The following is a 22,469-nucleotide window of genomic DNA, read 5'->3' as shown; positions in this document are numbered from 1 at the left end:
AAGCTGACCGGCGGCGATACGATTCCGCAGCGTAAACCACGCACTCCGTGGAAAGCGTGGCTGCTGTTCTTGCTCTTCGCCGGACCCAATGTTGGCCTGCTAATCCTCTTCACCTATAAGCCGTTGATTCAGTCGCTGCAGTACTCGTTGCTGCAATGGAATATTGGCTCCGCCACCGCCCGATTCATCGGTCTGGATAACTACGTGAGCTGGTTCAGTGATCCGACCACGGCCAACGTCGTTCGGGTCACGGTGATTTTCACTCTGGCGACCGTTGGCGGCGGCATGGTGCTGGGCCTATCGCTGGCGCTGCTGCTCAACCGCAAACTTCGCGGTACGGGACTGGCCCGAACGGTCGTCGTCGCGCCATACGTCTTGTCCGGAGTCGCCGTCGGACTTCTGTGGCTCTTTGTGTTTGACCCCAACTTTGGTGTTCTCGGGGCCATGCTGGGCGCTATAGATCTGAGCTCGCCGGATTGGTACAACGATCCGACGTGGGCGCTGCCCATGCTGATTGTGGTCTACCTGTGGAAGAACGTCGGCTACGTTGCACTGATCTATTTAGCCGCGCTGCAAGCCGTTCCGCGGGACCTGATCGAAGCCGCAACCCTTGACGGGGCGGGAGCCTTTGCCTCGTTGAGAAATGTGGTGCTTCCGTTGCTGGGACCGACCACTTTCTTTTTGTCAGTGACCACGTTGCTGAGCTCCTTGCAATCCTTTGACATCATCCAGGCGATGACGCAAGGCGGGCCGCTGGAAGGCACCACCACCATGATGTACCAGATCTACCGGGAAGGATTCGCTACCGGTCGGGCTGGCTACTCCTCAGCGATCGCCACCGTCCTGTTCGTGGTGCTCCTGATCATCACAGCTGTACAGATGCTATTCGTTCAAAAGAAGGTTCACTACTGATGCGCTCTGATGTGTTAGACCGGCCCGTTACCAAGGGCTCTGAGCGAAAGAGTTCTGACCGGCGCAGCTCTGATTCCGGCCTCGGTGGCAGTACCTCGCGGCCCAGAGTAGGCGGCTACGTGCTGATGGTGGTTGCTGTTGCCGCCATGGTCCTGCCGCTGGTCTGGATGATGCTGGCCAGCTTCAAGCAACGCGATGAGATCTACACAGTTCCCATCCAGTGGCTGCCCGCCAGTTTTGAACTGTCCAACTACATCGCCGCCTTGGAAGCTGTGCCCTTTGGCAACTTCTTCATCAACTCCCTCATCACCACGGTGGTGGGAGCGACGCTGAAGATCACTCTTGGTCTCACCACGGCTTATGCGGTGGTGTTCTTGGAGTTCCCTTTCAAAAAGTTCGTCTTCGCGTTGGTGGTGTTCGCGCTCCTGGTGCCGCAGCAAATTGTGATCATCCCTAACTACACGCTCGTGTCAGACCTCGGCTGGATCAACACCTATCAGGGACTGATCCTGCCGGGCCTTGCCAGTGCCTTTGGCACCTTCTTATTCCGCCAACACTTTCTGACCCTTCCCATCTCCATCTTGGAAGCGGCAGCCTTGGACGGAGCCAGCCATTGGCGCCGACTGTGGAGTTTTGTGGTGCCCATTTCCGCACCGACTATCGCCGCCGTCGCCCTTGTCTCGATTGTCTCCGAATGGAACGAGTACCTCTGGCCGCTGCTGGTGGTGGACAGGGCCGAGATGATGACCCTGCCCGTGGGCCTGACATTGCTGCAGAACAACGACGGCGTGACCAACTGGGGTGTGCTGATGGCCGGCACCGTTCTCATCACCGTCCCAGTGCTGATCGTGTTCTTCCTGCTTCAGAAACGCATTGTCACCGGGCTCACTTCCGGTGCCGTCACCGGCTAAGCGCCCGCAGCTTCTTCATTCTTTTCCGTACGCTTTTACACCCGCCTCTTCTACATTCATGAGCAACCCAGCAACCGTGCCCTCCGCAGCCTTGCGAGAGCGGCAAATTATCCAAGGAGATCAGCATGAACGCTTCACCCTTTGCCAACCTGAATCGCCGCCAGCTACTGCAACTGGCCGCCCTCGTGGGTGGTTCGGCAGCTCTGGCAGCATGTGGTGGACCCGCCGTCGGACAGGCTGGTGGCGCTGCCACTGACGAGGCCATCGACTGGAAGGGTGTCACTGCCGCCAAGGAGATCACCTGGTGGTCCAACCACCCCGGCACCTCCAAAGACCTTGAATCCGAGCTCATTAGCCGCTTCAAGGAGGAGACAGGAATCCAGGTCAACCTCGTCACCGCCGGCGCAAACTACGACGAAGTGGCGCAGAAGTTCCAGGCATCCTCAGGTGCCAGCAACATTCCTGACCTGGTGATTGCCAGTGACGTATGGTGGTTCCGCTACATGATCAACGGTCAGATCCTGCCGCTGGATCAGTTGGCGCAGCACCTTGAAATGGACACCGCGGACTTTAACACCACTCTTTACAACGATTACGAATTCGGTGAAAATCACTGGGCCATTCCCTACGCCCGTTCCACCCCGCTCTTCTACTACAACAAGTCCGTGTGGGAGAAGGCCGGATTGCCTGACCGTGCACCCAAGACCTGGGCTGAATTTGATGAGTGGGCCCCCAAAATTGCCGCTGCCACTTCCGTGACGCCGCTGGGACTGGGCAAGGGAACTTCCTGGACCGCGTGGTGGTTCTGCAACATGCTCTGGGGTGCGGGCGGTGCTTACTCCAAAGACTGGACCATGACCCTGGATACTCCAGAAGCCCTCGAAGCGGCCAAGTACCTGCAGAAGATTGTGTACGAGGACAAGAGCGCTGCCGTTACTGCGAAGGACCAAGTAGCCGATTTCGGTGCAGGCCTGACCGGGTGCACCATTGCCTCCACCGGGTCCCTCAGTGGCATTATCGATGCAGCCAAGTTTGACATCGGAACCGGATTCCTGCCCGAGGGCGTCCAAGGGGCAGCCTGCCCCACCGGAGGCACCGGCTTGGCAATCCCCGCAGGAAAATCACCCGAGCAGCAGTTGGCCGCCGGCATGTTCTTGAAGTTCTTGACCAACGCTGAGAACACTGCGTATTTCTCCTCCAATACCGGCTACATGCCGGTGCGTACCTCCGCTGTGGAGGGCGAAACCATGAAAGCTGTTTACGCGCAGCAGCCGCAGTTCCGAACTGCTGTTGATCAGCTGGCCACAACTCGTGTTCAGGACTGGGGTCGCGTGTTCGTTCCCAACGGCGACAAAGACCTCACCACAGCCATTGAGAAGATCATGCTCCAGCAGGCAGATCCCGCAGAAGCGTTCACCACGGCCGCTGCCTCCATCACCAAGTCCTACGAGGAAAACGTCAAGCCCTACCTCTAAGCGTTCTGGCCGTTTTGGCCCTGTGCCGGGCTGGCCCGCAGCACACCACGAGAAAAACTGCCCCTAACCGGGATTACTCTCCGCGTGTGCTGTGGGCCAGCTGGCGTTTGTGCTGAACGTGAGTCTTAGGGTTTCGGGCCCCCGTGGTGAATGTCAGTGCCCCGGTAGATAATCAAGGCACGCAGTAAGTGCAGCTCATCACTAGCGGCAAAGGAGTTCAGCAGATGAACATTGGAAATGCCGAAGCACACAGAGACGTAAGTACTCAAGGAAGTGCAGTAGGAAACGCTGAACCGGGCTCGTACGGAGCCATCACCGATGTGCCCGGTATCCGAGTGGGTCAGGCCCAACGCCACACCGGCGGATGGCTAACCGGTGTAAGCGTGGTCCTACCGCCGCCAGACACCATTGGGTCGGTGGATGTCCGGGGCGGAGGCCCCGGCACTCACGAGACCGATGCCTTGGATCCTTCCACCATGGTCTCCACCGTTGACGCGATAGCGCTGACCGGGGGCAGTGCTTATGGGCTGGCGGCCGCCGGGGGAGTGCAGCGATGGTGCGAGGAACAGGGTCGCGGGTTCCCTGTGCCCGGAGGCGTCGTGCCTATTGTCCCGGCTGCTGCCATTTTTGATCTGGGACGAGGAGGTGACTTTACCGCCCGGCCAACCCCGGACATGGGTTATGAAGCGGCACTTGACGCTGCTGGGTCTCCGGAAGGGGCCGACGTCGTCCGTGGGAATGTGGGCGCCGGGACTGGCGCCGCCCTGGGGGCCGGACAGTTCAAGGGCGGGCTGGGAACAGCTTCGGTGCGGCTGACGGGGGAAAATGCCCACATTGTGGTGGGTGCTCTCGCAGTGGTCAATGCTGCAGGCATTCCGTGGAGGCCGGGAGCTCCTACAATCCCCGCCGGAGACGGGCTGAACACCACGCTGGCCGTGGTTGCCACGAATGCCACGCTCACAGTAGCTCAAGCCCAGCGCACGGCCACCGCCGCACATGCTGGAATGGCGCGGGCACTGAACCCGGTGCACACCCTCGCCGATGGGGATACGATCTTTACTCTCGCCACATGCGCGCAATCATTGGTGGTCGACCCCAAGCTTCCCGTGGGTTCTCTGATTGAGCTGCAATCGGCCGCGGCGGAAGCGGTTCGGCTGGCGATCTTAGATGGTGTGGCTTGCGCAGAAGAAGTGCAAACCCCGGTGGGGATACTTCGACCTTTCGCGGCGGGGGCGCCGCAGAGCTCAATTTAACTTATTTGACTATTTGCACTATAGTGGGTTGTTGGTTGTCTGTGCCTGCCCAATTATGGGATGCGCACTTGCGAACAATAATTAGTAGTAAATCCAATGCCGGACTGAAACGGCTCCCACAGGAGCTTTCTAAGACGGCGCAACAAAGTTAGCGGAGGATATGGCCAAGAAAGACGGGGTCATTGAGATCGAGGGCGTTGTGACGGAAGCGCTGCCCAACGCGATGTTTCGTGTTGAGCTGACGAACAAGCACATCGTTCTTGCCCATATCTCAGGAAAAATGCGCCAGCACTACATTCGTATCCTTCCTGAGGACCGAGTTGTGGTGGAGCTGAGCCCGTACGACCTAACCCGTGGTCGTATCGTCTACCGCTACAAATAACCACAACTGCAATCACGCAAAGGAATGCCATGAAGGTCAAGCCGAGCGTCAAGCAGATCTGCGATAAGTGCAAGGTGATTCGCCGTAACGGTCGAGTCATGGTGATCTGCGAGAACCCGCGCCACAAGCAGCGCCAGGGCTAATTTCTCTTCTTCAGGAGAAACCCCGGGCTTTTGCTCACGCAAGTAAATTAATAAGGCAGCACAAGTTGGACGAAGGCGGAGCAATCCGCAACCGTGTCAACGGACCCCTGGTCGGAGGCCAGGGCCGCATCGATAAAATATGCGGGTGTACTGCCTACGACCTCCGGTTTACACATAGGAGAAGCCAAATATGGCACGTCTCGCTGGCGTAGACCTTCCCCGCGAAAAGCGGCTGGAAGTAGCGCTTACATACATCTACGGCGTGGGCAAGACCCGTGCAAAGAATGTCCTGACCGAAACGGGTATTTCCCCGGACGTCCGTGTCAAGGACCTTTCTGACGCTGAACTCGTTCAGTTGCGTGACAACATCGAGGGTAACTACAAGGTTGAGGGTGACCTTCGCCGCGAAGTAGCAGCTGATATCCGCCGCAAGGTTGAAATCGGCAGCTACCAGGGTATCCGTCACCGTCGCGGCATGCCCGTGCATGGCCAGCGCACGAAGACCAACGCACGTACCCGCAAGGGTCCGAAGCGCACCGTCGCAGGCAAGAAGAAGGCCGGCAAGTAAAACCCGCTCGCCAGCTTGAAAGGTTGCCTTATGCAGCTGTTTCAGATGTTGGCAAGCGTGGGCTTTAGCCTATGCCGTCCCCTCATTAAACTTTAGTAGGAGAATAAAATGCCCCCAAAGACTCGGGGCGCGGTTCGTAAGCCGCGTCGCAAGGATAAAAAGAATATTGCGCTGGGCCAGGCGCACATCAAGAGCACCTTTAACAACACCATCGTTTCCATCACGGATCCGAACGGTGCTGTCATTTCATGGGCTTCTGCCGGTGAAGTTGGCTTCAAGGGCTCGCGTAAGTCAACTCCGTACGCTGCACAGATGGCTGCTGAAGCAGCTGCCAAGCGCGCACAGGAGCATGGCCTTCGCAAGGTTGACGTTTTCGTAAAGGGTCCGGGCTCGGGCCGCGAAACGGCTATCCGTTCGTTGCAGGCTGCTGGCCTCGAAGTTGGCTCCATCTCGGATGTCACTCCCAGCGCCCACAACGGCTGCCGTCCGCCCAAGCGCCGTCGCGTCTAACGAGAATTAAAGCTACAGAGTTGGCCTTCACTACGGTGGGGGCCAACTCCGCCGCCGTTAAGTCTCGTCAGCCGCCATTTCCACTACCTGTGTTGCGTCATATAGCGGATGCTCGCTGAAAGGAAAACCCAGTGCTCATTGCACAGCGCCCCACCCTATCTGAAGAGGTAGTTTCCGAGAATCGCTCACGGTTCATCATTGAACCGCTGGAGCCCGGCTTCGGTTACACCTTGGGAAATTCACTGCGTCGGACCTTGTTGTCCTCCATCCCTGGCGCTGCTGTCACCAGCATCCGCCTCGATGGTGTCCTGCATGAGTTCACCACGGTTCCCGGTGTGAAGGAAGATGTCACTGAGATCATCCTGAACATCAAGGGCCTGTCCGTGTCTTCGGAGCATGACGAGCCCGTCGTCGCCTACCTGCGCAAGCAGGGTCCTGGCGTCGTTACGGCTGCCGACATTGCTCCTCCGGCCGGTGTGGAATTCCACAACCCTGACATGCATATCGCCACACTGAACTCGAAGGGAAAGTTCGAACTCGAACTGACCATCGAGCGCGGTCGCGGTTACGTTTCAGCAGCTCAGAACAAGAACGTAGATCAGGAAATTGGCCGTATCCCGGTTGACTCCATCTACTCACCCGTTCTGAAGGTGACCTTCCGCGTGGAGGCCACCCGTGTTGAACAGCGCACCGACTTTGACAAGCTGATTGTTGATGTAGAGACCAAGCAGGCTATCTCCCCGCGGGATGCCATTGCCTCTGCCGGCACCACGCTAGTTGAATTGTTCGGTTTGGCTCGCGAGCTGAACACTGCCGCTGAAGGTATTGAGATTGGTCCGTCCCCGACGGATGCCGCTCTTGCCGCAGACATGGCCCTGCCGATCGAGGATCTGGACCTTACCGTCCGTTCCTACAACTGCCTCAAGCGTGAGGGCATCCACTCCGTGGGTGAACTCGTTGCTCGCTCCGAGGCTGACCTGATGGACATTCGTAACTTCGGTGCGAAGTCCATTGACGAGGTAAAGGCAAAGTTGGTTGAGCTCGGTCTCTCCCTGAAGGATTCCCCTCCAGGATTTGATCTGGCCGCCCGTGCCGCAGCCCTTGATGAGAACGACGACGCTTTCGGCGACGACGAACTCTAAAGTTCGAACAACAAATTTTTTAGTCGCCTGGGCGGATGTGTTTGACACATCCGCCACAGTGCGGCTGACACTTGAGGAGAAACACCATGCCTACACCCGCTAAGGGTCCCCGCCTCGGAGGCGGAGCGGCTCACGAGCGCCTAATGCTCGCGAACCTGTCCGCCGCTCTGTTCGAGCACAAGCGGATCACCACCACCTTGACCAAGGCCAAGCGCCTGAGCCCCTACGCAGAGCGACTGGTAACTTTCGCAAAGCGTGGAGACTTGTCATCACGCCGCCGCGTTCTCGGCCTGATCAGCGACAAGGGCATTGTCCATGAGCTGTTCACCGACATCGCCAAGGCTGTAGAAAACCGCGACGGCGGCTACACCCGTATCACCAAGATCGGCAACCGCAAGGGCGACAACGCTCCCATGGCTGTCATCGAACTCGTTCTGGACCCGGTCAGCGCTAAGCAGGCCGTTGTGAAGGAAGCTACCGCTGCTGCCGCCAAGGCTGCCCCGGTTGAAGAAGCCCCGGTTGAAGAAGTTGTAGAGACCGAAGTTGTAGCTGACGAAGCTGCCGCTGAGGAGACCAAGTAAGACCTAAGCGAAAGCTTAGAATTTACTTAGAAGGACCTGTCGCCCTGCTGGGTGACAGGTCCTTCTGCATGTCCGGAACTTGCCCGACCCCTAGAATTGAGCCATGCATAATCCGAAATTGACCCCCGAATACCAAGGCTTGATTCGGGCACGCCTGGACATTGCCTACGATGGCGGACCCTACAGCGGGTGGGGTATTCAGCCAGTTGAGCGCACTGTACAGGGAGTGATTGAGGAAGCTTTGGCCGTCATAGTGCGCCGTCCTGTCAGGCTTACTGTGGCCGGACGCACCGATGCCGGCGTCCATGCCCGCGGTCAGGTCGCTCATTTTGACCTGACCCCGCTGGAATGGGACGGGCTTCGGCGCGGGCATGATCTATTACCTGAAGCGTCGCTTCGAAGGCGCCTGAACGGGGCCCTGGGGATGGTGTTGCGCGAGTTGCGGGGGACTGTAGAGATTGTTGACGCGTCACGAGCTCCAGTGGGCTTCGATGCCAGGTTCTCCGCGCTGTGGCGGCGTTACAGCTACAGGATCGCTGATGGCTCTACGCGGAAAGACCCGTTGCAGCGGGCGCTGACGTTATGGCACGAACGCGATCTTGACGTTTCATTGATGAACCAGGCCGCGGTGCCCATGTTGGGGCTGCAAGATTTCCGAGCTTTCGCTAAACCCCGTGATGGCTCGACAACTGTCCGAACGCTGCAGCGCTTCGACTTTGAGCAGGACTCTGACGGTGTGATTAACGTCAATGTCCAAGCTGACGCCTTCTGCCACAACATGGTGCGTGCCCTACTAGGAGCTTCGCTGCGGATCGGTGAGGGACAGGAGTCGCCCGCGTGGATGTATGAGCGATTAATGGCGGGAATCCGGGACGCAAAGTCGGTTTTAGCGGCTCCCCACCCGCTGATCCTGGAGGAAGTTCACTACCCGCACGAGACCGCCATGCATGAAAGAGCCGTCCTCACTCGAACCCGAAGGGCCGTTCCTGAGCCCGTTGTGTGAAGAAATCCGGGCTTGCACGTACCCCCGCTTTGACCCGGGGTCATTATTAAAGGTATCGTGGATAGTCGTTGTGCGTGTCCTATCTCGATACCACGCGCCCGTTACAGGTCCGGTTGCAGGACTACCACTGAATGGGCGTCATCGGGAAGTGTAAGGATGACTGGTGTTAGAGCCCTCACCTCTGTTCCGGTAAACGCATAGATAGCAGGTGTCAACCATCTGTGACACCACCTAAGAACAAGAAACGAAGGCAAAAACCGTGCGTACGTATACCCCGAAGCCCGGCGATATCTCCCGTCAGTGGCACATTATTGATGCCAATGACGTTGTCTTGGGCCGTCTTGCCAGCCAGACCGCAACACTGCTGCGTGGAAAGCACAAGCCGACCTTCGCTCCCCATATGGACATGGGCGATTTCGTCATCATCATCAACGCCGAGAAGGTTGCCCTGACCGGCGCCAAGCTCGAACAGAAGCGCGCTTACCGCCACTCCGGTTTCCCGGGCGGCCTCTCAAGCGTTAACTATGCAGAACTGCTGGAAAAGAACCCGGTTCGCGCAGTGGAGAAGGCCGTAGCCGGCATGCTCCCGAAGACCAAGCTGGGCAACGCTCAGATCAGCAAGCTGAAGGTCTACCGCGGCGCCGAGCACCCCCACGCAGCTCAGCAGCCTCAGACTTTCGAAATTACCCAGGTCGCCCAGTAGTCCTGGCCACCGCCTAAATCATTAACCAAGGAGAATCGTGGCTCAGAACACTGAAGAGCTGAACACCGAGGCCGTTGTGGCCGAGGAAGAAGTTTTGACTAGCTACACGAGCGAAAGCTCAGCTGCAACTGATGCAGCACCCAAGAAGGAACGCCCGGCACTGACTGTCTCAGGCGCAGCTGTTGGCCGTCGCAAGCAGGCAATCGCCCGCGTTCGCGTCGTACCCGGCACCGGCAAGTGGGTTGTGAACGGCCGCGAGCTGTCCAACTACTTCCCGAACAAGCTGCACCAGCAGGAAGTAAACGATCCCTTCCGCATCCTGGATCTGGATGGTGCCTACGATGTTTGGGCCCGCATCCACGGTGGTGGCCCCTCGGGCCAGGCCGGTGCATTGCGTCTCGGTGTTGCTCGTTCCTTGAACGAGATCGACGTTGAGAACAACCGCGCCATCCTGAAGAAGGCAGGCTTCCTGACTCGTGACGCTCGCGTCATCGAGCGTAAGAAGGCTGGTCTTAAGAAGGCTCGTAAGGCTTCGCAGTACTCCAAGCGCTAAATATTACCGCTTACACAAAAGCCCCGCTCACCACGAGCGGGGCTTTTTTGTCCCCAAATCCCTGACGCTATCTCACCTTTGGTGTGTTTTTCGCGGACGCTATCGCACCTTTGTGATTTTTCTGCATAACAAGTCCTAGTGTGCAGCATTCGTTCAGGTGCGATAGCGCTGGGCAGATTGACACCATTGCTGCGCTAGCGTCGCCAGGGATGGCACCATTGCTGCGCTAGCGTCTGGGGGAGGGACGGTGTGGCCGAGGGCATGCCGACGGCGGAACGGATTTCCCGTTTCATGATTTAGACTGAACAGGATGTCAAGATTATTTGGAACAGACGGTGTCCGCGGTTTGGCCAATGGCCTGCTGACGGCTGAATTGGCCCTATCCCTCGCACAGGCTGCTGCTGTGGTGCTCGGTCATGAACAGATGAGCGAGGGTAAGCGCCCTCGTGCTGTGATTGCTCGTGACCCCAGAGCCAGTGGAGAGTTCATTGCTGCTGCCGTAGAGGCAGGCTTAGCAAGTGCTGGCGTAGACGTTTACGACGCTGGCGTACTGCCCACTCCAGCGGCTGCCTTCCTCATTGCTGATCTGGGTGCCGACTTCGGGGTTATGATCTCGGCCTCGCACAACCCGGCGCCGGATAATGGAATCAAGTTCTTTGCTCGGGGTGGCAACAAACTCCCCGACCACGTTGAGGACGCCATTGAGGCACAGTTGCAGCTCGCCCCCTTCCGTCCGGTGGGCGTAGATGTGGGGCGAATCCAGCGCTTCTCGGATGCCGAAGACCGCTATGTGGTGCACCTGCTCGGGACCTTGCCGCACCGCCTGGATGGTCTGAAGATCGTCTTGGACTGTGCTCATGGAGCGGCCAGCGGTTGCTCGCCTCAGGTATTCACAGATGCAGGGGCACAGATCACAGTTATTGGCGCTGACCCTGACGGCCTGAACATCAACGACGGTGTTGGCTCCACACATCTGGGACTGCTCCAGGAAACGGTGCTGGCTACCGGGTCGGATCTTGGGATCGCCCATGATGGAGATGCCGACCGCTGCCTTGCCGTGGATCACGAAGGCAACATCATTGATGGCGATCAGATCATGGCTGTTCTGGCGCTGGCGCAGAAGGCTGCCGGGGAGCTGAAGGACGATGTCTTGGTAGCCACCGTCATGAGCAACCTTGGCCTGAAAATCGCGCTGCGCAACGCTGGTATTACTATCCGTGAAACAGGCGTAGGCGACCGTTACGTGCTCGAAGAAATGCGCCGCGGCGACTACACTCTCGGTGGTGAGCAGTCCGGGCACGTTATCTTCTCCAAGTACGCCACTACAGGTGACGGCGTGCTGACTGGTTTGCAACTGGCTGCCCAGGTTGCCAAGACCGGCAAAACCCTCAAGGAATTGGCTGGTGTCATGACTAAGCTTCCCCAGGTCATGATTAACGTCAAGAACGTGGACAAGAGCAGGGCCGCTTTAGTGCCGGCCATCAATGCTGCCGTGGCCCGGGCCGAAGCAGAGCTGGGTGACACCGGTCGTGTGCTGCTGCGTTCCTCAGGAACAGAAGCGCTGGTACGTGTCATGGTTGAAGCCGGAGACATTGAAACCGCAGAACGCATTTGCGATGACTTGGTCAGTGTGGTCAAGGCCGAGCTTTCGTTCTAATTTCTCGCTTCAAAGTTCTTGCAACGAAAGAAGGTGGCCATCCCGTGAGGGATGGCCACCTTCTTTCGTTTGTGTTCAGGGTAGTTGTCGTTAGTGCTGGCCGCCGCTGGGCGTGGTCTTGAGTGCATCGCGGATTTCGGTGAGCAGGAGGATCTGCGGATCCACGGCTGCTTCCTCTTCCTTGATGCCAAGTTTGGCGTTGCGTCGGGCGATCATGTGGTTCATTGGGACTACAACTATGAAGTAGATGGCGGCAGCAACAATGATGAAGTTCACCAAGACGGTGAGGAAGACACCGAATTTGATGTCAACTCCATTGATGGTCAGGATTGCGAAACTGTCAAAGTCGGTGGAACCGACTAGTGCTGCGATAAGCGGCATCAGGATGTTCTCAACGAGGGAGTTGACCACTGCCCCGAAGGCTGCACCGATGACGACGGCGACGGCAAGGTCTACGACGTTGCCCTTCATTATGAAATCTTTGAATCCCTTTAGCATGCACTCAAGCTACCGCACTCTTGATGAAACTGGGTGAATACTGGGTGTATTCGCGGGAAAACTATTTGTAGCCCTATTTGTAGCCGGGGGCGCCGGGAAGCCCCAGATACTCTTCGTAGCTGTGGAAGCCCCGAACCAACATGTCCTCAGCGACAGCCACACCCACATAGCGAAGATGCCACGGCTCGGCCGCATATCCAGTCGTTGATTCAGAACCAGGACCATAGCGAACCACAAAGCCGTGTTCGTGGGCATGAGCGGCGACCCACTGGGCCCCGGCTGTCTCCGCAAAGCAGGAATGGAATTCACAGGCCGTACCAGCGCCTGCATCACCAATGTCCATAGCTAGTCCGCTCTGGTGCTCGGAAAATCCGGGCCGGGCCGAGGTGGTGTCAGCTGTCGCCGACCCCTTGGTGGCCACGTAGCCGCGGTAGAGGCCCATCTGCGTGTCATAGGAGCGGTAGCTGCTCAGCAGACTTAGCTGCACTCCCTGTGCTGCTGCAGCGGTGAACATGCGTTCGGCGGCCGTGGCGGCTTCGGCACGTAGCAATCCAGGCTCCCCAGATCCCTCGGGTATCGCCGGAACTATAAGATCCGACGGCGAATACTTCAGCGGGGCTAGCGCGTGATGTTTATTAACCAGCACCAGGGGACTCTTGGGATTGAAAATGTTCAGCAGCGATCGATCTTTCGGAGTGGATGCCCCTGAAGCAAAAGCCTTGTGAACGGGTGAATCTTTCGCCGCGCCCTTGATCAAGGGAGGCGTGGGTGTGGCTGAAGGGGGCAGAGGAGTCGCAGAGCCGCCCGACACGGCAAGCTTCGAGGCAGCACTCGATGATTCGCTCGCAGACGGCGAAGACCAAGACGTCGAGGAAGAGGGGGAATCGGAAGAGGAAGCAGTTTTTGCTGGAGTAGACAGCGGCGAACTAGCAGAAGGCACCCAAGGAGTGCCCGGCGTCGTGCGCAGAACTGTTGAGAGGGCTGGTTGTGGACCGGCGACTGGCTCGGTGGAACCTGCCAAGCCGAGGGCCCCTCCAACAACCAATGCGGCACCCACACAAGAAAGCATGACCCCGCCGGGCCGCGGCCATGAGAACTCGCGGCGCAGGCGTTCGCCGGGTGACTGTCGGGGGCGGCGTGCCTGGTGGAATCCCACAACGGGCACTAGACCTTCCTCAACAACATGCGTCGGATGGAATGGTCAGCGTCCTTGGTGAGCACCAACTGGGCGCGGCCGCGGGTGGGCAGCACATTCTGGAGCAAATTGGGTTCGTTGATGCTCTTCCAAATTTTCGAGGCCGTAGCGGTGGCCTCGACATCGGAGAGGTCTGCGTAGCGCCGGAAATAGGAATCCGGATTTGCGAACGCGCCACTACGCAAGGAACGGAAACGGTCGATGTACCACTGCTCAATGTAGCTGGTTTTGGCATCCACGTAGATGGAGAAATCGAAAAAATCACTCACGGCCAGGCCGGAGCGTCCATCGGTGCGGGGGCGGGCTGCCGCGAGCACATTCAGGCCCTCAACAATGAGGACGTCGGGGCGGCGGACCACCACTTCCTTGTCCGGCAGGATGTCGTAAGTCAGGTGCGAGTACATGGGGGCGCGGACCTCTTCGGCGCCGCTCTTGATGGCGCTGACGAAGCGTAACAAGGCTCGGCGGTCGTAGGACTCCGGGAACCCCTTTCGGCCCATGAGACCACGGCGCTCAAGCTCGGCGTTGGGATAAAGGAAGCCGTCGGTAGTGACTAGTTCCACATTGGGAGTGTCGGGCCAGCGGCACAGCATCTCCTTGAGGACGCGCGCCGTTGTGGATTTGCCCACAGCAACGGAGCCGGCAACACCAATCACGAAAGGGGTGCGGGAGCCGCGCTCGCCTAGAAAAGTGGTGGTGGCGCTGTGCAGGTGACCGGCCGCGCCAACGTAAAGGTTAAGGAGGCGGGAGAGGGGCAGATAGACATCGTGTATCTCTCGCATGTTCAGTTGGTCCCCGAGTCCACGGAGCCGCTGAACATCGGATTCGTCTAGGGGCTGCTCAATTTTATTGGCAAGACGAGACCACGTCTGGCGGTCCAGCTCCACGAAAGGAGAGGCACTGACGCCGTTGCTTGGCTCGGTTCTTTGCGCTGTCACATCTGCAATTCTGCCTTGTTTGGGGTGAGGTGGGAAACGAGACCCAGATAACAGTGTCTGGGTCGAGACATATTTTCAGGGCCGAACACTAGGAAGACGTAGAACGTCCTTTGAATTCCGCGGGGCTTATGATTGTTTTTCATGTGTGGAATTGTGGGATACGCCGGCACCGCCCCGGCTCAAGGTAGTGCGTCAACGACTGGCCAGCGTGCCCTAAAAGTGATTGTGGAGGGTCTGCGCCGGCTGGAATACCGCGGCTACGATTCCGCCGGAATCGCTGTGGCGGGTGCAGAGGGCATCGCCATGCGCAAGAAGAGCGGAAAGTTGGTCAAGCTGCTCGATGAGCTGGAAGCCAACCCGCTGCCGGACGCATCTGCAGGGATCGGGCACACCCGTTGGGCAACGCACGGTGGTCCCACCGACGCCAACGCCCACCCCCACGTTGTGGCTGGCGGGAGCTTGGCCGTGGTGCACAACGGCATCATTGAAAACTATTCACGACTCAAGGCCGATCTGCTGGCCCGTGGCCACAGCTTCGCTTCAGAGACTGACAGCGAAGTAGCCGCCACGCTTCTCGGCGAAGCCTACGCCGAGTTGGAGGCCTCTGATTCAGAGTCCTCGGCTTCAAGCTCAAACACTGACGCGCACGACGCCGGAGCCTCCGATGGCGGTCGGCTCGCCTTGGCCATGCGCCAGGTTGCGCAGCAGCTCGAAGGCGCCTTCACGCTGGTGGCTACGCACGCCTCCCAGCCAGGTGTAGTGGTTGCCGCCCGCAGGAACTCACCTCTTGTTGTGGGTTTGGGTGAGGGCGAAAACTTCTTGGGTTCGGACGTTTCCGGATTCATTGACTACACCCGTCGGGCCGTGGAACTGGGCCAAGATCAGGTAGTCTCCATCACCGCCAACTCGGTGGAAATCACCGACTTCCACGGCGCGCCTGCGCAGGGCAAAGAATACTTGGTGGACTGGGATGCTGCTGCCGCTGAAAAGGGTGGCTACCCCTCCTTCATGGAAAAGGAAATCCATGACCAGCCCGACGCCGTAGCGCAGACCCTGCTGGGACGCACCGACGGCGAAGGTGTTCTAACCTTGGATGAATTGCGCGTTGATCCGTCAGTTCTGAAATCCATCAACCGGATCATTGTGCTGGCCTGCGGCACCTCCGCTTATGCCGGACAAGTTGCCCGGTACGCCATCGAACATTGGTGCAGGATCCCCACCGAGGTGGAGCTGTCCCATGAGTTTAGGTACCGGGATCCCATCGTGGATGAGCGCACCCTGATCGTCTCCATCTCGCAGTCCGGGGAAACCATGGATACCCTGATGGCTGTTCGCTATGCGAAGGAACAGGGTGCAGTAACGGTCTCGATCTGTAATACCAATGGTTCTACGATTCCCCGCGAATCCGATGCCGTGCTGTACACGCATGCGGGCCCGGAAATTGCTGTGGCCTCCACCAAGGCATTCCTAGCCCAGATCACCGCCACCTACCTTCTGGGCCTGTATTTGGCACAGTTGCGCGGGAACCTGTTCCAGGGCCAGATCAAGGACATTCTGGCTGAACTGGCCAAGACCCCGGCCAAGATTGCTGACGTGCTGGCCAATGCTGAGCAAATCAAGAGCCTTGCCCGCAGCATGGCTGACACCCGCACCGTGCTCTTCCTGGGGCGTCATGTGGGTTACCCCGTTGCCATGGAAGGCGCCTTGAAACTCAAGGAACTGGCCTACATCCACGCCGAGGGCTTTGCTGCAGGTGAACTCAAGCATGGTCCCATCGCGCTCATTGAAGAAGGCCAGGCCGTTATTGTGGTGGTTCCTTCGCCGCGTGGCCGCGATTCCCTCCACGCCAAGGTGGTTTCCAATATCCAAGAAGTTCGTGCCCGCGGCGCCATGACCATTGTGATTGCTGAGGAAGGGGACCTCTCGGTACAAGACCATGCAGAGCATGTGTTCTACATTCCCGAGACCAGCACCCTGTTGGCACCGCTTTTGGCCACGGTTCCGCTACAGATCTTTGCGTTGGAACTTGCCTCGGCCAAGGGATATGACGTGGACCAGCCGCGCAACCTTGCCAAGTCTGTCACCGTCGAGTAGCAGTTCGAGCCGCGGCGCCTCATGACCCAGTGAACGGGTGAGTCAGCGCGTGGGGGATAGGGTGGAGCCATGATTATTGGCATTGGTGTAGATGTAGTTGACATTGAACGTTTTGGCCGCCAGCTGGAGCGCACGCCCGGGCTTCGCGAACGTCTCTTTGTGCCGGCTGAGCGTGGCCTGAATACCCGCTCGCTCGCTGCACGTTTCGCCGCGAAGGAGTCTGTGGCCAAGGCGCTGGGTGCTCCCGCTGGTATGAACTGGCAGGATTGCTGGATTGGGCTAGATGAGCACGGGCCCACCATTAACGTCAAAGGCACCGTGGCAGCCGTGGCGAAATCCAAGGGCATCAAGCACTGGCACTTGTCTATGAGTCACGACGGCGGTATTTCCACCGCCATGGTGATTGCCGAAAGCTGATAATGATCAGCGCCTACACCGCCACCGCGATCCGCGCCGCTGAGCAGCCGTTGTTGGCTGCTGGACACGGTCCGGAGCTGATGCGCCGGGCAGCGCACGGGCTGACACAAGGCGTGGTGAAGGTCTTACGGGCACGCGGGCGCCGCGTGTACGGGGCGCGCGTGGTGGTGCTGGCCGGGTCGGGCAACAACGGTGGTGATGCGCTCTATGCTGGGGCCGCTTTGGCTGCCCGTGGTGCACGCACGACGGCGGTTCTCACCGGCGCTCGAACCCACGCGGAGGCGCTGGCTGCTTTTCGGCGCGCGGGAGGGCGCTGCGTTACTCAGGAAGACGCGGCGTCAGCGGAGCTGTGGGACGAAACCTTCTGGGACGAAGCCGTGCGGGCCGACGTGGTGCTGGACGGACTCTTGGGCACGGGCGGGCGCGGGGGCCTACGCGGCGCCGCGGCTGAACTGGTGGCCCGGTTGCAAGATTTGACAGGCAGAGACCGGCCCGCCGTGGTGGCCTGCGATCTGCCCAGCGGTGTGGACGCCACCACGGGAGCCGTTCACGGGCCTGTGTTGCGAGCCGACACGACCATCACCTTCGGGGCGCATAAGAGTGGGCTGCTCGTGGCGCCCGGAGAACAATTCTGCGGCACTGTGGAGCTCGTTGACATTGGAATTACTGAGTTCCTTGAAGATCCTGTGATGTTTCGGCTCGAAGCTGCTGACCTAGCGCAACTTCTCCCTCGCCCCGCGGCCGCCGACCACAAATACACGCGCGGGGTGGCGGGCGTTATTGCTGGTTCGCCGCAGTACCCAGGTGCCGGATTGCTGGCTGTTTCGGCGGCTTCGGCGTGCGGCCCCGGCATGGTTCGGTACCTTGGCCCCGCATCCATGGCGGCTGCCATTCATGGACGCAATCCAGAAGTGGTTTGCTCTGCGCAATCGCCACGGCAACTGCATGTTCAGGCGTGGCTAGTGGGACCTGGGATCGACGGCGACGACGCTCAAAGAGACCGGGCCGCTGCTGCCATCGACTCAGGGTTACCCACTGCGGTTGACGCAGGCGCACTGGAGCTAGTAAGCCCGGCCCAAGGGCAGGCAAACTCTCATTTGATCCTCACCCCGCATGCCGGCGAGCTGGCAGCCATGATGTCCCGTGCCGGAATTGGGGTGGACCGTGCCAGTATCGAGGCGGAACCACTTGCTGCGGCACGCGCGGCTGCAGATTTACTCGGTGCTGTGGTCCTGCTGAAGGGCGCCACCACGGTGGTTGCCGCGCCCGATGGCACGGTGTTCACGCAGGCCAACGGTGCCCCGCAGCTGGCCACCGCCGGGAGCGGAGACACGCTGGCCGGGATCCTCGTTGCACTGCTGGCCATGGCCGCTGTTACGGTGAAAGTTGGGAAGCCTCGCGAGCTTGCACCCACAGGTCTTGCACCCCACGAGCTTGCACGCACAGCTGCTCTGGCGGCGGCGCTGCACGGTGAACTCTCTCAGGTTGACGCTGACGCTCCGCTAAATGCCGGACAGCTGGCGGCTCGCATCCCAGACGTTTGGGCACGGTTGTGCCAAATAAAACAGTAGTTAGAGCAACACTTTTTAGCTGCGCTTCCTATTGAAATCACGGGGTGGGCGGAGCCGCCGAAGAGCCCGCTCTCACCGACTGCTGTCTGCCAGGTGGGACGGCTGCAACAAGCGCCCCCCGTGCTCCGACGTCGCAGGTTCTTTGGCGGACTGCCCTTGGGGCGCGGGGACGACGGCGCGCTGCCGGATATCGTGTTGCTACAGCTATACCCAAGGCCAACCAGTGGTGGATGTACGCTTCCCTCAAGCTGTTCAACCGAGGCGACAATGCGGTGGACTTCACACTCCAAGGAGCGGGCCATGCCGCGCATTCGGTGCTGGTGATGCGCGCTCCGGATCGCGACTAGACACAGATCACAGTTCTGCGTTGAAACGTGGCAATATAGAACGTATGACCTTTCACGCCGCGGAGAACCGCTATGAAACCATGCCCTACCGCCGAGTCGGCCGCAGCGGACTGAAGCTGCCTGCCATCTCTTTGGGTTTGTGGCATAACTTTGGTGACGACAAGCCCTTTGAGATCCAGCGCGATATTCTGCGCCGGGCCTTCGATCTGGGTGTGACTCACTTTGACCTGGCCAATAACTACGGCCCGCCAGCAGGAAGTGCCGAGACTAACTTCGGCCGTCACTTCAAGGATGACTTTGCCGCGCACCGCAATGAACTGATTATCTCCACCAAGGCTGGCTATGAGATGTGGCCTGGCCCGTACGGCGAATGGGGCTCACGCAAGAGCCTGCTGGGCAGTCTGGACAGCTCGCTGACACGCATGGGCCTGGACTATGTAGACATCTTCTACAGCCACCGCCCGGACCCGGAAACTCCCATGGAAGAAACCATGGGCGCACTGGATTATGCTGTCCGGTCCGGCAAGGCCCTGTACGCGGGTATCTCCTCCTACACACCCGCACAGACTCTAGAAGCCGCTCGCATACTGAAGGAAATGGGTACCCCGCTGCTCATCCACCAGCCCTCCTACTCCATGCTCAACCGCTGGACCGAGGACGGGGAGCCGAACCTTTATGAAACGCTCGACGCCGTTGGGGCCGGCTCCATCGCCTTCTCGCCTCTGGCTCAGGGTGTGCTGACGGACCGTTATCTGAAGGGTGTGCCCGCCGATTCTCGCGCTGCCAAGGAGCACTTCCTGTCCGAGAATGATCTGACGGAAGAGAAGATGGCGCGGGTTCGCGGACTCAACGATATTGCTGCCGGACGTGAGCAGTCGTTGGCGCAGATGGCCATCGCCTGGATTCTGCGCGATCAGCTCAAGGGTGCCCCGGTGACCTCAGCTTTGGTAGGCGCTTCCAGCGTTACCCAACTGGAGAACAACGTTGCCGCCATCAACAACCTTGAGTTCAGCGAAGCCGAATTGAGCGCGATCGATGAGTTCGCCGTCGAATCTTCCATCAATAGGTGGGCGCAGAAGTAGGATCAGGCACGCTTTCAGTAGCGAAAGCAAGTGTTTGTGACAAAATAACGAGACATTGTTGCCCCGAGGGAACAAAATCGGGGCAACAAGAGTTGACTAGAATGGTTAAGGCGCCGTAGGGGCGTCAGATCCGGCCAAGTAGCCGTGCGTCGTGTCTTTATGTGAAGCGTGAAGTCGTGCGTCGACCCATCACCGCAGAGTGTGCGCCGGATCCGTGTGATTTTTATGAAGGAGTTCCGTGTCCAATCATCCTATTCGGGTGGCCATTGTCGGTGTAGGCAACTGTGCCTCATCCTTGGTCCAAGGCGTCCAGTACTACCAGAATGCTGATGCCAGTGTTAAGGTTCCCGGCCTGATGCACGTTGAATTCGGCAAGTACCACGTCAATGACGTGCAGTTTGTGGCCGCTTTTGACGTTGACAGTAAGAAGGTCGGCCTAGATCTCTCTGACGCCATTGGCGCCAGCGAGAACAACACCATCAAGCTTGCAGACGTCCCCAACCTGGACGTTCCGGTCCTGCGTGGGACCACTCTTGACGGTCTGGGCAAGTACTACCGCGAGACCATCGTTGAATCAGACGCTGAAGCTGTGGACGTTGTGGCCGAGTTGAAGGCCGCCAAAGTCGACGTCATGGTTTGCTACCTGCCCGTCGGTTCCGATGCTGCCGCCAAGTTCTACGCCCAGTGCGCCATTGACGCTGGCGTGGCCTTCGTCAACGCACTGCCTGTCTTCATCGCCGGCACCAAGGAATGGGCCGACAAGTTCACCGCCGCTGGTGTTCCGATCGTGGGAGATGACATCAAGAGCCAGATCGGTGCCACCATCACGCACCGTGTCATGGCCAAGTTGTTCGAAGACCGCGGCGTGGTCCTGGACCGTACCTACCAGCTAAACGTTGGTGGCAACATGGACTTCAAGAACATGCTTGAGCGTGACCGCTTGGAATCCAAGAAGATCTCCAAGACTCAGGCCGTCACCTCCAACACCTCAGCCGTGTTGTCCGCTGATGATGTCCACATTGGCCCGTCCGATTACGTAGCCTGGCTCGATGACCGCAAGTGGGCTTTTGTCCGCTTGGAAGGTCGCAACTTCGGCGACGCCCCTGTCTCGCTGGAATACAAGCTTGAGGTGTGGGATTCCCCCAACTCGGCCGGTGTCATCATTGACGCTATCCGTGCAGCCAAGATCGCTTTGGATCGCGGCATCGGCGGACCCATCCTGTCCGCTTCCAGCTACTTCATGAAGTCCCCGCCGGAGCAGTACGCCGACGACGTGGCTCACGAAAAGGTAGAAGCCTTCATCCGCGGAGACATCTAACCCGCAGCTTCCTCCTTCTCTTCTTCCTTCCGACGCTAGTGCAGCAATGGTGTCTTTTTCCTAGACGCTAGTGCAGCAATGGTTGGATGCAACAGAACGCTCTCTCGCTCTGGTGAGGGGGCGTTCTGCTGTCTGTGAGCTCTTCTGCGGTAGCGATCCACGAAGCTAGGCTCTGAATTGGCCGGAGGCAAAACCGGAAGTGATTGAGGGGTCTGTCCTAGCATTTCGTAGGGCCCATCTGATGCCGTCAAGAGCAGTTTCAAAACCGTCTGCCAGGTCTTCCTGAGTGAAGATCAGAACGGTCCAGCCGGCTGCTTCGAACGCCTTGTCGCGTCGCCTGTCGCTGCGGCGTTGAATCTCGTCCAGGTGGTGGCCGCCGTCGTACTGCAAGGCAAGGTGCTGGTTGCGGTAGCCGGCATCGGCAGATGGAGCATCGGGGCGATCCCAGAGCTTGATCTGTAGCTCCGGTTCTGGCAGACCGGCGTCGAGCATGGCTAACCGCAGGAGTGTTTCAGGGCTGGAATCGGAGCCCACCCGAACCAGCTCGAGGGCCTCCCGGGCACGGACGATCCCTTGTAGGTTGGGGTGCATGCTGAGCATGGCCCGCAAGGATGCGATCGTGGCGTAGGGTTCTTCCCGGCCCTCAAACACCGCCCGTGGAATGCGTACTAACTGATCTCCCATGCAGACCAAATCGGCAACTGGGAGCGTGCGGCTCAGGTCCAACCATGTGCGGGCCCGAGTGCTCAGCCGCAGTTCGCCGTGGGCCTCAGTTTCATTCGGGAAGGTGGTCAGCTTATGTGCTGTGATGCCGCGGCGCCGCACCCCTGCCGTACGCCGGGGAGAGCTGATATGCAGCTCGTTTGAATCTGCGAGCCACGGCGGAAGAATCAGCTGGTGGAGCCTGGCCGCCGTTGTATGCGAGATCCACGAGCCTTGTGAGGTCGCATTCACCGCCCGGGCGGCTTCCCTCAACTCAAAGTTCCACTCCCCAGGGCGATAAATGCCGTAGCTGACACTTTCCACTGACTTGCCGCGCAGTTGATGGCGGGGCAACCCGCGAGAACGAGCCTCTACTACTGTGAAGGGAGCTAACGGGACCGCGGATACTTCTTCAGGCTCCATGGACCAATTCTGGCCCAAAAATGAAACCCCTGCGCAGAGTTATCCACAGGCGCCCACCCACCTCCGTCGGCATTTCATCATGCGCCAAACG

General features: G+C 59.1%; 23 protein-coding genes. 19 read left to right on the top strand and 4 right to left on the bottom strand.

Annotated features, from left to right (window positions below; all coding sequences use genetic code 11):
• The first annotated feature begins 3 nt into the window (after positions 1-3).
• From ACX80D_RS12750 to glmM, 14 genes are all read left to right on the top strand, one after another.
• Entirely contained in the window at positions 4-912 is a 909-nt protein-coding gene (locus ACX80D_RS12750; RefSeq protein ID WP_459323111.1) for a carbohydrate ABC transporter permease, read from the top strand.
• On the top strand, positions 912-1,823 hold the full coding sequence (locus tag ACX80D_RS12745; protein WP_459323081.1) for a carbohydrate ABC transporter permease: 912 nt from the start codon (positions 912-914) through the stop codon (positions 1,821-1,823). Before ACX80D_RS12750 ends, ACX80D_RS12745 begins: the two co-directional genes overlap by 1 nt.
• A 125-nt stretch (positions 1,824-1,948) precedes the next feature.
• Positions 1,949-3,298: an ABC transporter substrate-binding protein gene (locus ACX80D_RS12740; RefSeq protein WP_459323079.1), complete on the top strand. Its 1,350-nt coding sequence runs from the start codon at positions 1,949-1,951 to the stop codon at positions 3,296-3,298.
• A 224-nt stretch (positions 3,299-3,522) separates the two neighbouring features.
• Positions 3,523-4,551 carry a P1 family peptidase gene (locus ACX80D_RS12735; protein ID WP_459323077.1) on the top strand — a complete coding sequence of 343 codons (1,029 nt, stop codon included), beginning with the start codon at positions 3,523-3,525 and terminating at the stop codon, positions 4,549-4,551.
• Positions 4,552-4,711: 160 nt separating this feature from the next.
• Positions 4,712-4,933, top strand: a complete 222-nt coding sequence (gene infA, locus ACX80D_RS12730) for a translation initiation factor IF-1 (protein ID WP_009358723.1) — start codon at positions 4,712-4,714, stop codon at positions 4,931-4,933.
• Between the two features lie 29 nt (positions 4,934-4,962).
• On the top strand, positions 4,963-5,076 hold the full coding sequence (gene rpmJ, locus ACX80D_RS12725) for a 50S ribosomal protein L36 (RefSeq protein WP_011775570.1): 114 nt from the start codon (positions 4,963-4,965) through the stop codon (positions 5,074-5,076).
• Between the two features lie 190 nt (positions 5,077-5,266).
• On the top strand, positions 5,267-5,644 hold the full coding sequence (rpsM, locus tag ACX80D_RS12720; protein WP_459323076.1) for a 30S ribosomal protein S13: 378 nt from the start codon (positions 5,267-5,269) through the stop codon (positions 5,642-5,644).
• Between the two features lie 108 nt (positions 5,645-5,752).
• Positions 5,753-6,154 carry a 30S ribosomal protein S11 gene (rpsK, locus tag ACX80D_RS12715; RefSeq protein ID WP_038464649.1) on the top strand — a complete coding sequence of 134 codons (402 nt, stop codon included), beginning with the start codon at positions 5,753-5,755 and terminating at the stop codon, positions 6,152-6,154.
• Between the two features lie 131 nt (positions 6,155-6,285).
• Positions 6,286-7,296 carry a DNA-directed RNA polymerase subunit alpha gene (locus ACX80D_RS12710; protein WP_062286657.1) on the top strand — a complete coding sequence of 337 codons (1,011 nt, stop codon included), beginning with the start codon at positions 6,286-6,288 and terminating at the stop codon, positions 7,294-7,296.
• Between the two features lie 86 nt (positions 7,297-7,382).
• A complete protein-coding gene (rplQ, locus tag ACX80D_RS12705) occupies positions 7,383-7,877 on the top strand; it encodes a 50S ribosomal protein L17 (protein WP_459323075.1) in 495 nt (164 codons plus the stop codon).
• 103 nt (positions 7,878-7,980) lie between these two features.
• A complete protein-coding gene (locus tag ACX80D_RS12700; protein WP_459323073.1) occupies positions 7,981-8,880 on the top strand; it encodes a tRNA pseudouridine synthase A in 900 nt (299 codons plus the stop codon).
• A gap of 259 nt (positions 8,881-9,139) precedes the next feature.
• Entirely contained in the window at positions 9,140-9,583 is a 444-nt protein-coding gene (rplM, locus tag ACX80D_RS12695) for a 50S ribosomal protein L13 (RefSeq protein ID WP_363843371.1), read from the top strand.
• A 37-nt stretch (positions 9,584-9,620) separates the two neighbouring features.
• Positions 9,621-10,136, top strand: a complete 516-nt coding sequence (gene rpsI, locus ACX80D_RS12690) for a 30S ribosomal protein S9 (RefSeq protein ID WP_459323072.1) — start codon at positions 9,621-9,623, stop codon at positions 10,134-10,136.
• 310 nt (positions 10,137-10,446) lie between these two features.
• A complete protein-coding gene (gene glmM, locus ACX80D_RS12685; protein WP_459323070.1) occupies positions 10,447-11,793 on the top strand; it encodes a phosphoglucosamine mutase in 1,347 nt (448 codons plus the stop codon).
• Positions 11,794-11,883: 90 nt separating this feature from the next.
• On the opposite strand, the gene mscL is transcribed toward glmM, so the two are convergent.
• From mscL to coaA, 3 genes are all read right to left on the bottom strand, one after another.
• Positions 11,884-12,291 (bottom strand): large conductance mechanosensitive channel protein MscL, encoded by a 408-nt coding sequence (gene mscL, locus ACX80D_RS12680; protein ID WP_459323068.1) that lies wholly within the window; start codon positions 12,289-12,291, stop codon positions 11,884-11,886.
• 73 nt (positions 12,292-12,364) lie between these two features.
• Positions 12,365-12,937, bottom strand: a complete 573-nt coding sequence (locus ACX80D_RS12675) for a M15 family metallopeptidase (RefSeq protein ID WP_459323067.1) — start codon at positions 12,935-12,937, stop codon at positions 12,365-12,367.
• A 518-nt stretch (positions 12,938-13,455) separates the two neighbouring features.
• Entirely contained in the window at positions 13,456-14,424 is a 969-nt protein-coding gene (gene coaA / locus ACX80D_RS12670; RefSeq protein ID WP_459323066.1) for a type I pantothenate kinase, read from the bottom strand.
• 141 nt (positions 14,425-14,565) lie between these two features.
• On the opposite strand from coaA, the gene glmS reads away from it, so the two are divergent.
• The 5 genes from glmS (at position 14,566) to ACX80D_RS12645 (ending at position 21,253) form a co-directional block, all read left to right on the top strand.
• A complete protein-coding gene (glmS, locus tag ACX80D_RS12665; RefSeq protein WP_459323064.1) occupies positions 14,566-16,518 on the top strand; it encodes a glutamine--fructose-6-phosphate transaminase (isomerizing) in 1,953 nt (650 codons plus the stop codon).
• 69 nt (positions 16,519-16,587) lie between these two features.
• Positions 16,588-16,935: a holo-ACP synthase gene (locus ACX80D_RS12660; RefSeq protein WP_363843391.1), complete on the top strand. Its 348-nt coding sequence runs from the start codon at positions 16,588-16,590 to the stop codon at positions 16,933-16,935.
• Between the two features lie 2 nt (positions 16,936-16,937).
• Positions 16,938-18,506, top strand: a complete 1,569-nt coding sequence (locus ACX80D_RS12655; RefSeq protein ID WP_459323062.1) for an NAD(P)H-hydrate epimerase — start codon at positions 16,938-16,940, stop codon at positions 18,504-18,506.
• A 391-nt stretch (positions 18,507-18,897) separates the two neighbouring features.
• The gene (gene mgrA / locus ACX80D_RS12650) at positions 18,898-19,935 is read left to right on the top strand and encodes an L-glyceraldehyde 3-phosphate reductase (RefSeq protein ID WP_459323060.1); all 1,038 of its coding nucleotides are present in this window, start codon (positions 18,898-18,900) and stop codon (positions 19,933-19,935) included.
• Between the two features lie 238 nt (positions 19,936-20,173).
• On the top strand, positions 20,174-21,253 hold the full coding sequence (locus tag ACX80D_RS12645; protein WP_459323059.1) for an inositol-3-phosphate synthase: 1,080 nt from the start codon (positions 20,174-20,176) through the stop codon (positions 21,251-21,253).
• A 165-nt stretch (positions 21,254-21,418) separates the two neighbouring features.
• On the opposite strand, the gene ACX80D_RS12640 is transcribed toward ACX80D_RS12645, so the two are convergent.
• Positions 21,419-22,378 (bottom strand): DUF559 domain-containing protein, encoded by a 960-nt coding sequence (locus ACX80D_RS12640; RefSeq protein ID WP_459323058.1) that lies wholly within the window; start codon positions 22,376-22,378, stop codon positions 21,419-21,421.
• Positions 22,379-22,469 lie beyond the last annotated feature (91 nt).

It is taken from the genome of Arthrobacter sp. Sr24 (genome assembly GCF_054511175.1).
Note: the sequence above shows the minus strand (reverse complement) of the source record. Positions and strands in the feature narration are given on the sequence as shown.